This window comes from Vibrio sp. 1727 (assembly GCF_033344415.1).
Lineage (GTDB): Bacteria > Pseudomonadota > Gammaproteobacteria > Enterobacterales > Vibrionaceae > Vibrio > Vibrio alginolyticus.
In genome coordinates this window covers 49863-64796 of the sequence record NZ_JAWPOT010000020.1, presented here as the reverse complement: position 1 = coordinate 64796, position 14934 = coordinate 49863, and the positions used below count along the sequence as shown (strand labels likewise).

Below are 14934 nucleotides of genomic sequence, written 5' to 3'. Positions count from 1 at the left end.
TAAACTTGGTCACGTATTTTTAAGGAGATTATCCGTGAGCACCGATAATAACGGTGGCATTCAACGCCCCGATGGAAAAGTAAACGCAATAGATACTGACTATCAAATTGGTCAGGATAACGTTGCGCTAAAGGTAGGCCCATTTGGCCTTGATATTCACAACCGTGTTTTTGCAATTTCTGGCTTAGCAATCGTCATGTTTGTTGTGATAACACTATTATTCCGAGAACAGGTAGAGCCGTTTTTTGCAGACCTACGAGCGGGTTTGTTACACAATTTAGACTGGTTTTTTCTCGCTTCAGGTAATATTTTTGTCATTGTCTGTGTCGGATTGATCTTCACACCATTGGGCCGTGTGCGAATCGGTGGTACTGAAGCAACACCGGATTACTCCTATGCCGGATGGTTGGCAATGCTATTTGCTGCAGGTATGGGCATTGGTCTCGTATTCTTCGGTGTATCAGAACCGATGTCCCATTTTAGTTCTGCGATTGGTGGCGTGAGCGTTGAGAATGGTGTACGTACTGACTGGGCACCGCTAGGTGGTGCAGAGGGCGATGCAACTGCAGCTTCGGCATTAGGGATGGCTGCGACGATTTACCACTGGGCACTTCATCCGTGGTCAATATACGCGCTCTTGGCTCTTGGGCTGGCTATCTTTTCATTTAACAAAGGTTTGCCACTCACCATGCGCTCAATTTTTTACCCTCTGTTTGGTGAGCGTGTATGGGGTTGGACTGGTCATATTATCGATATTCTTGCAGTGGTAGCGACGGTTTTTGGTTTAGCAACATCGCTAGGCTACGGTGCATCTCAAGCCGCAACGGGTTTGAACTTCCTGTTTGATGTCCCAATGACCAATACGACGCAGGTTATATTGATTATTGGTATTACTGCGCTCGCTTTAATCTCTGTTGTGGCTGGACTCGATAAGGGCGTGAAAATCTTATCTGAAATCAATATGGGGCTTGCAGCACTGCTATTGCTATTTGTTATTGTTGTTGGCCCGACGATTGCGATTTTAACTGGTTTCTTCGAGAACATCGTTTCCTATGTGGCTAATATCCCTGCCTTATCTATGCCATTTGGACGAGAGGATGTGAATTACTCTCAAGGCTGGACGGCGTTTTACTGGGCGTGGTGGATTTCTTGGTCACCATTTGTGGGTATGTTCATCGCACGTGTGTCTCGCGGTCGTTCAGTTCGTGAGTTTATTATTTGCGTTATTCTTATCCCATCTTCAGTTTGTGTGTTATGGATGACGGCTTTTGGCGGTAACGCAATTAGCCAATACGTTAATGATGGCTATGAGGCGGTGTTTAACGCAGAACTACCTTTAAAACTTTTTGCCATGTTAGATGTTATGCCATTGGCTGAGATAACATCTTTTGTCGGCATTATCTTAGTCGTGGTGTTCTTCATTACCTCTTCTGACTCAGGATCACTGGTTATTGATACTATTGCTGCGGGCGGTAAGGTCGATGCACCAACGCCACAACGCGTGTTCTGGTGTACGTTTGAAGGTTTGGTTGCGATTGCATTGATGTTGGGTGGTGGTCTAGCTGCTGCTCAAGCAATGGCGGTGACGACTGGTTTACCATTTACTATTGTCTTGCTTGTTGCAACGGTATCTTTGATAAAAGGTTTGATGGATGAACCTCGTCCAAAGGTGGTTTCTAAGAAATCAAAATAACTAGTATCAGCAGTTAAATTATTGATAAAAGCGGTATGCGAAAGCATGCCGCTTTTTTTTTGGGTTTCTATTTTTCTCTGAGAAATGAACAGCATGGAAAATGGTCTTATTCTGGTTGTTTTTTGTACTGCGCATTTGGGTGACTATTTAATAAATTAGACCTCGAACTATTTTAACTTTTGGTTAATAGGTTTATTTTTGTGATATGTGTCACAAAAATACCGATAAAAAGGCGGATTATTTGATTTTTAGTCGCGAGGGATGCCCATAATAAAAAGGAAATTTAATTAGACCTCAAAGGATATGTATTTTCACATGATCACATCAGCACCTTGGGTCCTTTATCCAGAGATTGGAGAAGACTCAAGTAAAAAATGGATTTTTCGTGAGCCTAAAATCTCTGATGGTGACGACATTTACAGCTTGATTGCAGACTGTCCTCCATTGGACATGAACTCATCTTATTGCAATTTCCTACAGTCTACGCATTTCAGCAAAACCAGTATTTTGGTTGAGCAAAAAGGCGAAATCGCAGGTTTCATTTCCGGTTATCAGAAACCAGACGAGCAAGACGTTTTATTTGTCTGGCAAGTTGCAGTCTCACCTCGCTTTAGAGGTCATGGTTTAGCATTCCGCATGTTGAAAGAACTTCTCACCCGAGAGGAATTAGGCGGTGTTAAATCGGTAGAAACTACCATCACGGAAGATAATAAAGCCTCTTGGGCACTGTTCAAAAAGTTAGATGCGATGAACGGCAATTCTGGCCAAGTAAGCACATTTTTGGATGAAGAAGCCCACTTTAAAGGCAAACACGATACAGAATATTTGTATCGCATTCCTCTCAAATAATCCTCAAACAATAGGAATTAAAAACGGTCTCATCATGGATATTTTCAAAAAGCAGGAATCCAACGTACGCTCATATTCAAACAATTTCCCGGTCGTTTTTCGTAAAGCGAAAGGCTGCTGGCTAGAAACAGAACAAGGTGAACGATACTTAGACTTCCTTGCTGGAGCGGGATCTCTAAATTACGGCCATAACAATCCAGTACTAAAACAAGCGTTGCTTGAGTACATTGAAATGGACGGTATTACTCACGGTTTGGATATGCACTCAGAAGCGAAAGCATCGTTTCTGGAAGCGTTGGATACTTACATCCTTAAACCAAGAAACTTGGATTACAAGGTTCAGTTTACGGGCCCAACAGGTACTAACGCTGTTGAGGCGGCATTGAAGCTGGCTAAAAAAGTAAAAGGCCGCGACAGCGTCGTTGCGTTTACTAACGGTTTCCATGGTTGTACTGCTGGCGCACTGGCTGCAACGGGTAACCAGCATCACAGACAAGGTAACGGTTCTAGTCTAAGTAACGTCACTCGTATTCCATTTGAAGGTTACGCTGGCGTAGATGGTCTTGCGCTGTTCGAAACCATGCTAAATGATAACTCTGCAGGTATGGATAAACCAGCCGCTGTACTTCTTGAAACTGTGCAGGGTGAAGGTGGTTTAAATGCTGCTTCAAACGAGTGGTTACAACGTTTGAGCAAAATCTGTAAAGCCAATGACATTCTTGTGATTGTCGATGACATTCAAGCAGGTTGTGGACGTACCGGTACTTTCTTTAGTTTCGAGCCGTCTGGTATCCAACCGGATATCGTGACGCTATCGAAGTCGATCGGTGGTTACGGTTTGCCGATGGCTGTCGTATTACTTAAGCCTGAGCTTGACCAGTGGAAGCCAGGCGAGCATAACGGTACGTTCCGTGGCAATAATCACGCCTTTATTACTGCTGCAAAAGCACTAGAAATTTACTGGGAAAACGATGATTTTGAAACACACATCAAGCAGTGTTCAGACAAGGTAAGTGCTGTTATTGACCGTTGTGTTCGTCGCTTTCCACAAATGTTTGTGCAGAAAAAAGGCCGCGGCATGATGGTTGGTATTGAATGTATCAATGGTGACATGGCATCTGAAATTGCGAAAAACTGTTTCGAGAATGGAATGGTGATAGAGACAGCGGGTCCAGACGATGAAGTTGTGAAGTTCTTCTGTCCACTAACTATCAGCGAATCAGAGCTAGATCAAGGACTAAGCATCTTTGAAAATGCAGTAGAGACTATCGCTGCGAAACATTTCAAACAAGCATCTTAATAAGGATTTTAATTATGATCGTCAGAACTCTAGATGAATGCCGCAACAGCGAACGACGTGTTGTTTCAGATAACTGGGAAAGTGTCCGCATGTTGTTGAAAGACGACAACATGGGTTTCTCTTTCCACATCACAACGATTTATGAAGATACAGAAACTCATATTCACTATCAAAACCACCTTGAATCGGTGTTTTGTATGAGTGGTGAAGGTGAGATTGAAGTTGTAGGTGGAGAAACGTACCCAATTAAACCAGGTACATTATACATCCTTGATAAACACGATGAGCACTACTTGAGAGCTTATAAGAATAAAGAAATGGTAATGGCGTGTGTGTTTAACCCACCGATTACTGGCGCTGAAGTGCACGATGAAAACGGTGTTTATCCTCTCGTTGACTAAAAGATGATGGTGGGGTGCTTTGCCACCCCACACTTTACTATCTCTTCTTTTTTCTTTTTAAAGTTACCAATCAAAAAAGGCTTATCATGACATTTACCGTAGAAAAAATCGGCGGTACATCAATGACAGCATTTGATGCTGTTCTCGACAATATTATTCTTCGTCCCAAAACACCATACAATCGTATTTTTGTCGTATCTGCATACGGTGGTATGACCGATGCGCTGCTCGAGTGTAAAAAAACCAGTAAACCAGGCGTTTATCAGCTTATCGCGAAACGCGACGACAAATGGGAAGAAGCGTTAGCGTACGTTGAAAGCCGTATGTTGCTGACCAATGAAAATATTTTTGCGGACCCAATGAATCGTATCCGTGCGGATAAATTCATTCGCTCCCGCATTGCTGAAGCGAAAAACTGTATCGCGAATATTTTAGAAACCTGTCAGTACGGTCAATTTTCGTTGCGCCAGTACTTGCCTCAAATTCGAGAGTTTCTCTCGTCTATCGGTGAGGCACATAGTGCTTACAACACAGCACTAAAACTAAAAAATATGGGTATTAACGCTAAGTTCGTTGACCTGTCTGGTTGGGATAATCAAGCGCCAAGAAGCCTTGATGAGTCGATCAGTGACGCGTTTGCTGATATCGATGTATCAAAAGAACTGCCAATCGTGACAGGTTATGCTTACTGTAAAGAGGGCCTAATGCACACTTATGACCGAGGTTATAGTGAGATGACATTTAGCCGAATTGCAGCAATAACAAAAGCGGATTTAGCAGTAATTCACAAAGAGTACCACTTGAGCTCAGCAGACCCACGCGTTGTTGGCCCTGAAAAAGTATTACCAATTGGTAGTACAAACTATGACGTAGCAGACCAACTTGCTAACCTTGGCATGGAAGCGATTCACCCAAATGCCGCTGCGGGTTTACGTGAAAGTGGTATTGAGCTACAGATTAAAAATACATTCGAACCTGAACACGAAGGTACTTTGATCTCTTCAAGCTACCGCCCAGAAGAAGACAAAGTCGAGATCATCGCAGGTAAAGAGAAAGTATTTGCACTGCATTTGTTTGACCAAGCAATGGTAGGAAAAGCCGATAACGTTAGTTACGAATTGATGGAAATCATCTCCGATGCTCGTGTAAGTTTGGTTGGTAAAGAGATGAACGCTAACTCAATTACTTACTATCTAGGTGGCAGTACTGATAGCTTAAACAAAGTATTGTATAAAGCCGAGAAACGTTATCCGAATGCCTCGATTAAAGGTCGTATGGTCGCGCTTATCTCAGCCATCGGTTCTCAAATTGATACCAACAAGACGTTGGCGAAAGGTGTGCTTGCATTGATGAATAATGGCGTTACGCCAGTTGCACTGCACTCATCATTGAGAAATGTAAATGTTCAATTTGTTGTCGGTGATAAGGAATACCAGCACGCGATTTGCGCATTGCATGATGAGTTTTTCCAAAGTAGCAGTTTAGCTAAATCGGTTAATGTGGCTTAGTTTATCCACGGTTAAAATACAAAGGAGAGCAGGTTAGCTCTCCTTTTTTTGTTTTTCAGTTTGTACTCACAATGCCCACTTTGTATAGGCTAAACAGGCGATTTAAGTAAGTTCCTATGTGGCGATACACATAAGCCAGCAGAATGGTCTGCTGGCTTAATGTTACTGATTAACTAACGTTAACTTAGTTTACTTAAACTTGCTGATTTCTTGTTCAACTTTGTCTAGTTGCTGCAGCTTCTCTTGCATTTTTAGAGAGTCGTAGTTTAGTGAAGCAGGGTTCATCGCTGTGCCACGTTGCATTGGGTATTCTGGAAGTGTTTTAAAGAACTCTCCCACAACGTCTTGAACAGGTACAAATAGCCACATGTTGTCAGCCATCCAACGCAAGTACATTTGTGATTCGCTTGGGCCTTTTTCGAATGGGTCAGCGCGTAGGTGGATGATTTTAGGCCAGTTCGGAGCAAAACGAACTGCGTTACTTAGGTTCCCTTCAAGCGTTGCAAAGTGAAGTTTCCAGTCATTCCAGCGGACAGCGTTTAATTCACCATTAGACGTAAAGTAAAGCAGCGACTCACGAGGGCCTTTTTCTTCCTTACCTTCAAAGTATGGCATGAAGTTGTAACCATCTAAATGCACACGCCATTCTTTGCCATTTGCTTTGTAGCCTTCTGCTAGTTTTTCTTTTACATCAGGTACGCCAGCAGCTGCCAATAATGTAGGCAACCAGTCTTGGTGTGCCATCATTTCATTGATCTTGGTTCCTGGCTTAATGACGCCTGGCCAACGAACCAGTTGAGGAACACGCATACCGCCTTCCCAAGTTGTACCCTTTTCACCATGGAATGGTGTTGCGCCACCATCTGGCCAAGTCATGGTTTCTGCGCCGTTGTCCGCTGAGTAGATAACGATAGTGTTGTCGGCAACACCTAGCTCATCCAGCTTGTCGAGTAAAACACCTACATGATCATCGTGTTCCAGCATACCATCGGCATAAATGCTTACGCCTGATTTACCTTGGTATTTTTCCTGCAAGCGAGTCCAAACGTGCATACGAGTGGCGTTATGCCAAATAAAGAAGGGTTTATCCGCCTTAACTGCTTTTTCCATAAATGCCAAAGAGCTCTCTAGGAACTCTTCATCTGCGTGCTCCATACGTTTTCGTGTCATCGGGCCAGTGTCTTCAATCTTACCGTCGGCATAAGACTTAATGACACCACGAGGGCCATAGTTTTTACGAAACTCTGGGTCTTTAGGGTAGTAATAAGTTTCAGGTTCTTCTTCTGCGTTTAGGTGATATAAGTTACCGAAGAATTCGTCAAAGCCGTGTTTTGTCGGTAAGTGCTTATCTTGGTCACCTAAGTGGTTTTTACCAAATTGACCCGTCATGTAACCTTGTTCTTTTAACAGATCTGCAATGGTTGGCGCCCAATCAGGTATGCCGTGGTCAGAGCCTGGCATACCAATTGTTAACAAACCCGTACGAAATGGCTCTTCACCCGTAATAAAGGCCGCGCGACCAGCAGTACAAGACTGTTGTCCGTAGTGATCTGTGAACAACGCACCTTCATTCGCGATACGGTCGATGTTTGGCGTTTTGTAACTCATCATACCTTGGTTGTATGCGCTGATATTCCAGTAGCCGATATCGTCACCAAAAATTGCCAGAATATTCGGTTTGTCGGCTGCCATAGCAGCACTGGACGCCGCTAACAGTCCTGCGCCCACAGCGATTTTGCTCAATTGATTTGCCATAAAAACTCCAGATTGTTGAGAGTAAAGATAAGCACAAGTGAGCCTTATGCTTAGTTGCTGCATAAGTTAATGATGTATATAGAAAAATCCTCTTATACTCGATATAACCATAAGTTATTGCTAGGTTGTAACCATTTGTTAATTAAGAAGAAATAGGATTGTTCTATTAGTTTGTAGAGATTCGTAAAGTAGATTTAGATCACTTAAGAGCCTTATTTTTATTGCGTAGTAGAAGAGGGGATGGAAATGAAAAACAATAGGATGCTCGCTTGTTTTACGGTCCTAAAGCAATACTAAAGTCGTTATGTATTGCTTGTAATTATTTGTATAACCAGTGATTTAGTGTCTATATTGATTTAGGTTGTACATTATAAATATAAGGATATCTATGAGTCAGTGGGCAGGCCGGTTTCGCATTTTATTGCTGGTCAACGTTGTTGTCAGTTTTATGGCTTTTTCTCAAGAGTTATTAACAGAGAAACCAAATATTCCTTCAGGCTTAAATCCAGAATATGCTGGCACACAAGCTTGTATAGATTGCCACCAAAACGAAGTGGAGGCCTGGAAAGGGTCACATCACGATATGGCCATGAAGCATGCAAGTACAACCTCTGTACGTGGTGATTTTGATAACCATGTTGTAACGCACAAAGGAATGCCTAATCGTTTTTTTAAAAAAGGCGACGAATTTTGGGTCAATATTCAAGGTGCTGACGGGCAATGGCATGACTATAAGATCAGCTATACATTTGGCTGGGAGCCATTACAGCAGTACATGGTCGAGTTTGAAGATGGCCGCGTGCAGCTTATTCCTTTTGCTTGGGACACAAGAGCTAAAGTTGAAGGGGGACAGCGTTGGTTTCATCTTTATCCAGAAACGACAACAACGGATGAATTCTATTGGACCAATACCGGGCAAAATTGGAACTTTATGTGTGCTGATTGCCATTCAACGAACCTAAAGAAGAATTACGACGCTGACAAAAACACTTACAACAGCTCATGGTCAGAGATTAATGTGGGATGCGAAGCATGCCATGGTCCCGCTAGTCAGCACATAGAACTGGCCAAGAAATACAAAAATGCTGGCACTTCTTTTGAGCATGACAGCCATTATGGCTTTGATCGAAATTTGTCTAAAGCAGTGTCGGATTGGGTGTTTGAGGAAGGCCATAGTACGTTACAGCCGAAATCAATTGAAGCAACCAATCAAGTGCAAACATGCGCTCAATGCCATAGTCGCCGAACCCAGTTAAATGAAACAGGTGATCATGTTAAAGGTTCCTTTTTTGATAAATATCGCTTAAGTCTTATAACACCTGAACTCTACTATCATGATGGACAGATTTACGACGAAGATTATGTTTATGGTTCGTTTCTTCAATCTGAAATGGCGGAGAAGGGGGTCACGTGCACTAATTGTCATGATCCACACACGGCAGAGTTAACGATCCCAGAAGAGGCAGTATGTTCGCAATGCCATATTGCATCGGAATATACACCTGAAAAGCATACCTTTCATAAGGCTGGATCTGAAGCATCGCAATGTACGACTTGTCACATGGTAGAAACGACTTACATGCAAGTCGATCCTCGTAGAGACCACAGTTGGCATATTCCACGACCGGATTTGAGCAAACATATTGGAACGCCCAATGTTTGCATGTCATGCCATGAAGATAAAAGCAATCAATGGGCCGATGAACAGATAGCAGAATGGTACCCGAATTCGAAGTATCGTAATCAGCAACATTTTGCTGTCGCATTTTATGCGGATTCAATTGGTCATCAAGGAGCAGCAAATGCGTTGGCATACTCTGCTCAGGATTCGTCGTTAAAAGACATTATTCGTGCTTCAGCCCTGGAGAGAATGGGGGGCAATACTGACCAAAATACAACAGTATCTTTGGCTAGGGCCGTTAAGAATGAGAATGAAATGGTTCGATTAGGGGCAATTTCAGGCTCGTCTGGTTATGAATTTCATGATCGGTGGCGGATTCTAGAGCCATTGCTTGGTGACCCGGTGCTTTCAGTGAGAGCGGAAGCTGCCTCGGTGCTGGTAACGAACTACGCACAAATGACCCCTTTACAAAAAGATGTCATTAAATCGCCCTTAGAAGAGTATATGGAAATTCAAGAGTTTAATGCCGATCGTGGTTTCGGAAGAACCAATTTGGCGAATGTGTACCGCAGCTTAGGTGAAATCGACAAAGCGGCCGAGCTGTATAAACAAGCGATCAGCATCGAACCCTATTTCGAAAATAGCTACGTTAACCTAGCAGATTTGTATCGCCACCTAGGTAAAGAAGAAGCGGCGCTCACGGTGCTACAACAAGGGATGAAAGCTCAACCTAAATCCAGCACATTACCATACAGCGCAGGTCTTTCTTTGTTGCGTCAAGGCAAAGCTGATGAAGCGAAAAAGCTACTTAGACGCGCCGCAGAAATTGGTGAAACTAATGCTCATTATTGGTACGTGTACGGTCTAGCTTTAGAAAAAAGCGATGTTCTAGAAGCCAGTAAAGCGTTGCATACAGCATTTGAAGTCGGTGGCAATCCACAACACTTGTATGCTCAATGCGAGGTTCTAGCGAGAAATCATAAAAAAGGCGCTGTCGCTTTTGCTTTCGACAGGTGCATACAAGAGCTTAGTCACTATGCGCCTAAACAAGCTATTAATCAGCTTAAAGCCTCTATTGTCGGGGTCAATAGAAGCTAATTACCAAAAGTGGAGCTTTTATCGCTCCACTTTTTCTTACTTGGTTTAATCAGCGTCTTTCGCTAATCTCAGCCCCATATCGGACATGATGACTGACTGGCTAGCAAAATCGCGACGATAGTTTTCGGATTCGTCAGCATCATAGGCAAAGCTACCACCTCGTACAGACTTGTGTGCAAGGCTTTCTTTTTCATCTTTTGCGTTTACCGGATTATCACTTGGTGCTGATTTGTAATAACCTTCATCAAACGCATCAATAACAAACTCACCAACATTACCCGTCATATCGTATAAGCCAAGCTCATTCGGTTTTTTCTGACCTACCTTGTGTGCCTTATTGTTTGAGTTACTGGCATACCAGGCAACGTCGTTAATATCATCAGACCCCGCGTAAGTGAATCCTTGACTTAGATTCCCCCCTTTCGCTGCAAACTCCCATTCTGCTTCGGTGGGTAAACGATAGTGCTCTCCCGTTTTTTCATTCAATTTCTTTATAAAATAATTGGCTTGTTGCCAGCTAATGTTATTCACGGGCGTATTTGGGTTTCTAAAATAACTCAGAGAAGAGCCTGTAACCGATTCGAATAACTCTTGGGTTACCTCAAATTTTGCCAAATAGAAATCTTCCACGCGAACGGTGCGGGCCGGGCGCTCGGATTTATTTGCTGATGGATTATCCGAGCCCATCGTAAATTGTCCGCCTTCAATAAGAACCATATCTTGATCGATTTTTTGAGCAAGAGGGCTAGGTTGTGTTGTTGCACATCCAGTCATAATTAGCGAAATCGAAATAGTGGCACCAAGGTAAAGAGTATTACTTTTGGAATGCTTCATAGGGGAGCTCCATCAACATTTATGATCAAAAAATTTTATCAGGCAAGTCTATGAAAAACAGTTATACACACTATAACAAGCGCCACGAATAATTGAACATTATCATCACACTAGGCGATTAACTTAATGATTAGTCTTAACGCCGTTGGGCGCAGGCTAGCAACTAAGAAGGTGATGAATGCACATAACTCAAGGTCCGCAGTTCAATGGAAAAGCTTCCAAGCGATTACATGTCATGGCGAAACCTATCGGTGCAGTGTGCAATATCGATTGCACCTATTGTTACTACCTAAGCAAACAAGATTTACTTGAGTACAAGCCAGGCTGCTCACCAGTCATGGATGAGGAAACGCTAGAGACCTATATCCGTCAATATATAGCGGGACAAAATACACCTGAAATTATTTTCTCTTGGCAGGGTGGTGAGCCGACAATGCTAGGTTTGGATTATTTCAAGACAATTGTTGAGCTACAGAATAAATACCGTCCCGATGGTATTACGATCTCCAATGATCTCCAGACTAATGGCACACTGCTTAACGATGAATGGTGTGAGTTTTTAAAGGCGAACAACTTTCTCGTCGGTTTAAGCATTGATGGTCCAGAAATGATGCACAACGCTTATCGAACAAACCGAGCTGGTAGAGGCACACTCCGGCAAGTTATGAATGCGGTTGAACTATTACATAAGCACGAAGTAAAGTTTGCTACGCTCACTTGTGTTAACAACTTGACCAGCCGTAACCCACTTGAAGTGTACCGATTCTTGCGAGATGAAGTACGCTCCCCTCAAATGCAGTTTATTCCAATAGTTGAGCAGAAAACATTCAGAACAACCGCCCCTCAAACTTGGGAGCCAAACGAGCAACTAAAGCAAGGAGATAAACGGTTGATCCCAGGTCATAACGATGCCGTTGTTGAGCCTTTTTGCGTTGCGGATGAAGCATGGGGAAATTTTCTGATCGCGATTTTCAATGAATGGGTTTTACACGATATCGGCAACGTGTTTGTGCAGTACTTTGAAGCCAGTATCGAAACCTGGATGGGCAGAAAAAAACCACTGTGTACGTTAGGTGAAATCTGCGGGAAGGGCTTAGCAATGGAGCCTAATGGTGATGTGTTTGCGTGTGATCATTACGTGTACCCAGAATATAAGGTTGGAAACATTCATCACGAAAAGCTCGATACGCTCGCTTATAGCTCTGAGCAGCAGAAATTTGGGTTTGCTAAAAGTCGTACGCTGCCCCAACAGTGCCTTCAATGTGATTATCAATTTGCATGTTTTGGAGAATGTCCCAAAAACCGTTTTATCCGTACTAGGCAAGGTGAGCCTGGTCTTAATTATCTCTGCGCGGGTTGGAAGAAGTTTTTTACCTATGTTGATCAGTCGATGGCGTACATCTTACGAGCGACAGGTAACCCAGTGGTTCACGGTAAATACAGTGACCAGATTCTACGCCAGCAAGCTACTCAAACACAGACTGTGTTTGAAATGAAGTTTTAAGATAGTCACTACGCCTGCTACAGGCCCGGAAATGAAAGAATATAGGTTATTGAATGCAAAAAATTAAGCTGCTCTCTAAATCATTACTCGTGATCTCGATCGGCATTGCTACGAGTCAAGCCGTGGTGGCACAAGAAACAACATTGCTAGACCCAGATCAAGTATCGCCGACAACGGTTGTCACTCCACAAGAAGCTCAAATGACACCGGCGCAACGAGTCGAAAAGCTGTCTTATGATGCGCAAAATAAAAAGTTGTCTTCAGAAAAACGTATTGATGCTTTACGTGAGTTAGCCAACTATCCAAGCCAAAATGCATTGGTTGCAGTTGCGCGTGGGTTGCAGGATGAAGATGCAGGTATTCGCGAAGCTGCGATCGTGGGAGCACAGCCATATATGATTGAGCACCGTTGGCGTTTGATTTCACCATTATTGAGTGATGACGCCGCCATGGTGCGAATTACAGCAGCGATTAACCTCGTTCGAGATTACGCCAATTTGAGTTCGGAGCAACAGCAGTCACTTGAGGGGCCTGTTTCAGAGCTGACAGCACACTTGTCCAGTAAGAACGATAATGTTTCCAAGTTATTACTTGCAGACGTTTACCGTTGGCATCGTGATTGGGATAAAGCGGCGCTGATATACCCAGAGTTAACTAAGCTTGAGCCAAACAACCCTCAAGTTTGGTTAAGCTACGCAGACAACTTCCGAGCGCAACAGCTAGACCAAAAAGCTATCAACGTGCTTGACGAGGGTATCAAGCTAAATTCAGAAGATGCCTCGCTGCATTATTCTAAATCTCTCGCTTTGGTTAGATTAGACAAAAAGAAAGAAGCGGCGTTTGAAATAGACAAAGCTGCGACGATGGCAAAGACGAACAGTTACTTTTGGTACTTAAATGGTGTTCTGCAAGAAGAGTTAGACTTGAAGAAGTCTGTCAACGCTTTTGAGCAAGCGTATTTGATATCCGGTGCTCCAGAACAATTGTATGCCGTGTGTGACATCTATGTTAGATACGGCAACCCTAAAACGGATGACTGCTTAACAGAGCTAACGAAGGTCGCTCCCGACTATGTTATTGAAGAGCTCAATCAGAAAAAGGGACGTAAAAGTGCCTCTACATCAGTTGAAGCCAATGAATTTAAACTCTAATCGTTAAATTCCATGTTTCTATTTTAATAAAATAGTGGACTAGATTGGTGACATTGTCACTTTTGGGTGGCCGTTGGATATGTCAGTTCAATATGCGCCTGTTTCAATTGAACTATACTTTTGATTGGATTCGCACCTAGCACCTCAATATAAGGAATTAAGATGGCTATAAAGTTAAAGGCGATTGTCTTAGCAACAGGTTTTGCTCTGTCTAGTTACGCTGTTGCTGCTGATATGCAAGATCCACTTCCGTCATGGAACAACACTGACGCTAAGCAAGCTATTATGGCGTTTGTTACGAAAACAACGACCCAAGGTTCGGATTCCTATGTGCCTGAAAGCCAACGAATCGCGACGTTTGATAATGATGGAACACTTTGGGCAGAAAAGCCTGTTTATCTACAGTTGTTTTTTGCGATCGATAGAGTAAAAGAAATGGCCTCTGAGCATCCTGATTGGAAGACAACCGAACCCTTTGCTTCCGCATTAAAAGGTGACATGGAGGGGATTGGTAAACAAGGACTCGAAGGTGTAATGAAGCTTGTTATGGCAACCCATTCTGGAATGTCTACTGAACAGTTTCATCAAGAAGTTAAGGAATGGTTGAAAACGGCTGTCCATCCAACAACGGGTAGACCATACACTGAAATGGTCTATCAACCTATGCTCGAACTGCTCGACTATTTAAGAGCGAACGACTATCAGACCTACATCGTTTCTGGAGGCGGAATTGAATTTATGCGCGTTTGGGCGCCGGAAGTATACGGCATTCCAACGCAAAACATCGTGGGAACGACGTTAAAGGCGGAATATCAAAGTGTTGATGGAAAACCTACCATCCAACGTATGCCGGAAATAGACTTTGTCAATGACAAAGCAGTAAAGCCTGTGACGATCCAAAACTTCATTGGCAAACGTCCGGTAATGGCGTTTGGTAATTCTGATGGTGATTTACAGATGTTAGAGTGGACGAAAGCAGGTTCAGGTCCAAGATTTTCTGCGATTATCCATCACACGGATGACAAGCGCGAATGGGCGTATGATAAAGATTCTCATGTTGGTAAGTTAGATAAATCGTTTAAAGTAGGTGAAGAGCAAGGTTGGCTATTTGTCGATATGAAACAAGATTGGAATCAAGTGTTTAAAGAGAGCACTAAATGATAATCTTTGTTTGACCATAAATTGCTGCAACCAAACAATTGCAACGAAATAAAAGGCCT

The 14934-nt window shown here is 43.0% G+C and carries 11 protein-coding genes; 9 read left to right on the top strand and 2 right to left on the bottom strand.

Annotated elements, in window-relative coordinates:
• Positions 1–34: 34 nt before the first annotated feature.
• The 5 genes from R8O10_RS18300 to R8O10_RS18280 all read left to right on the top strand — a co-directional run bounded on the left by R8O10_RS18300 (position 35) and on the right by R8O10_RS18280 (position 5751).
• Positions 35–1693, top strand: a complete 1659-nt coding sequence (locus R8O10_RS18300) for a BCCT family transporter (RefSeq protein WP_053306901.1) — start codon at positions 35–37, stop codon at positions 1691–1693.
• Positions 1694–2008: 315 nt separating this feature from the next.
• Entirely contained in the window at positions 2009–2542 is a 534-nt protein-coding gene (ectA, locus tag R8O10_RS18295) for a diaminobutyrate acetyltransferase (RefSeq protein WP_005393379.1), read from the top strand.
• Positions 2543–2576: 34 nt separating this feature from the next.
• Positions 2577–3842 carry a diaminobutyrate--2-oxoglutarate transaminase gene (ectB, locus tag R8O10_RS18290; protein ID WP_318191618.1) on the top strand — a complete coding sequence of 422 codons (1266 nt, stop codon included), beginning with the start codon at positions 2577–2579 and terminating at the stop codon, positions 3840–3842.
• Positions 3843–3856: 14 nt separating this feature from the next.
• Positions 3857–4243, top strand: a complete 387-nt coding sequence (locus R8O10_RS18285) for an ectoine synthase (protein ID WP_005377769.1) — start codon at positions 3857–3859, stop codon at positions 4241–4243.
• 86 nt (positions 4244–4329) lie between these two features.
• On the top strand, positions 4330–5751 hold the full coding sequence (locus R8O10_RS18280) for an aspartate kinase (protein WP_005377768.1): 1422 nt from the start codon (positions 4330–4332) through the stop codon (positions 5749–5751).
• A gap of 189 nt (positions 5752–5940) precedes the next feature.
• Here the strand turns inward: R8O10_RS18280 and R8O10_RS18275 are convergent, their stop codons facing one another.
• Positions 5941–7506 carry an arylsulfatase gene (locus tag R8O10_RS18275; protein WP_318191617.1) on the bottom strand — a complete coding sequence of 522 codons (1566 nt, stop codon included), beginning with the start codon at positions 7504–7506 and terminating at the stop codon, positions 5941–5943.
• Between the two features lie 388 nt (positions 7507–7894).
• On the opposite strand from R8O10_RS18275, the gene R8O10_RS18270 reads away from it, so the two are divergent.
• Entirely contained in the window at positions 7895–10225 is a 2331-nt protein-coding gene (locus R8O10_RS18270; protein ID WP_318191616.1) for a tetratricopeptide repeat protein, read from the top strand.
• A gap of 45 nt (positions 10226–10270) precedes the next feature.
• On the opposite strand, the gene R8O10_RS18265 is transcribed toward R8O10_RS18270, so the two are convergent.
• Complete coding sequence (locus tag R8O10_RS18265) at positions 10271–10999, bottom strand: formylglycine-generating enzyme family protein (RefSeq protein WP_372034459.1); 729 nt, start codon at positions 10997–10999, stop codon at positions 10271–10273.
• 238 nt (positions 11000–11237) lie between these two features.
• Here R8O10_RS18265 and R8O10_RS18260 point away from each other — a divergent pair, with 238 nt between their 5' ends.
• The 3 genes from R8O10_RS18260 (at position 11238) to R8O10_RS18250 (ending at position 14875) form a co-directional block, all read left to right on the top strand.
• Positions 11238–12563 (top strand): anaerobic sulfatase maturase, encoded by a 1326-nt coding sequence (locus R8O10_RS18260; RefSeq protein WP_318191615.1) that lies wholly within the window; start codon positions 11238–11240, stop codon positions 12561–12563.
• A 53-nt stretch (positions 12564–12616) separates the two neighbouring features.
• The gene (locus R8O10_RS18255) at positions 12617–13714 is read left to right on the top strand and encodes a hypothetical protein (RefSeq protein ID WP_017634003.1); all 1098 of its coding nucleotides are present in this window, start codon (positions 12617–12619) and stop codon (positions 13712–13714) included.
• A 162-nt stretch (positions 13715–13876) separates the two neighbouring features.
• Entirely contained in the window at positions 13877–14875 is a 999-nt protein-coding gene (locus R8O10_RS18250; protein WP_033905219.1) for an HAD family hydrolase, read from the top strand.
• Positions 14876–14934: the final 59 nt, after the last annotated feature.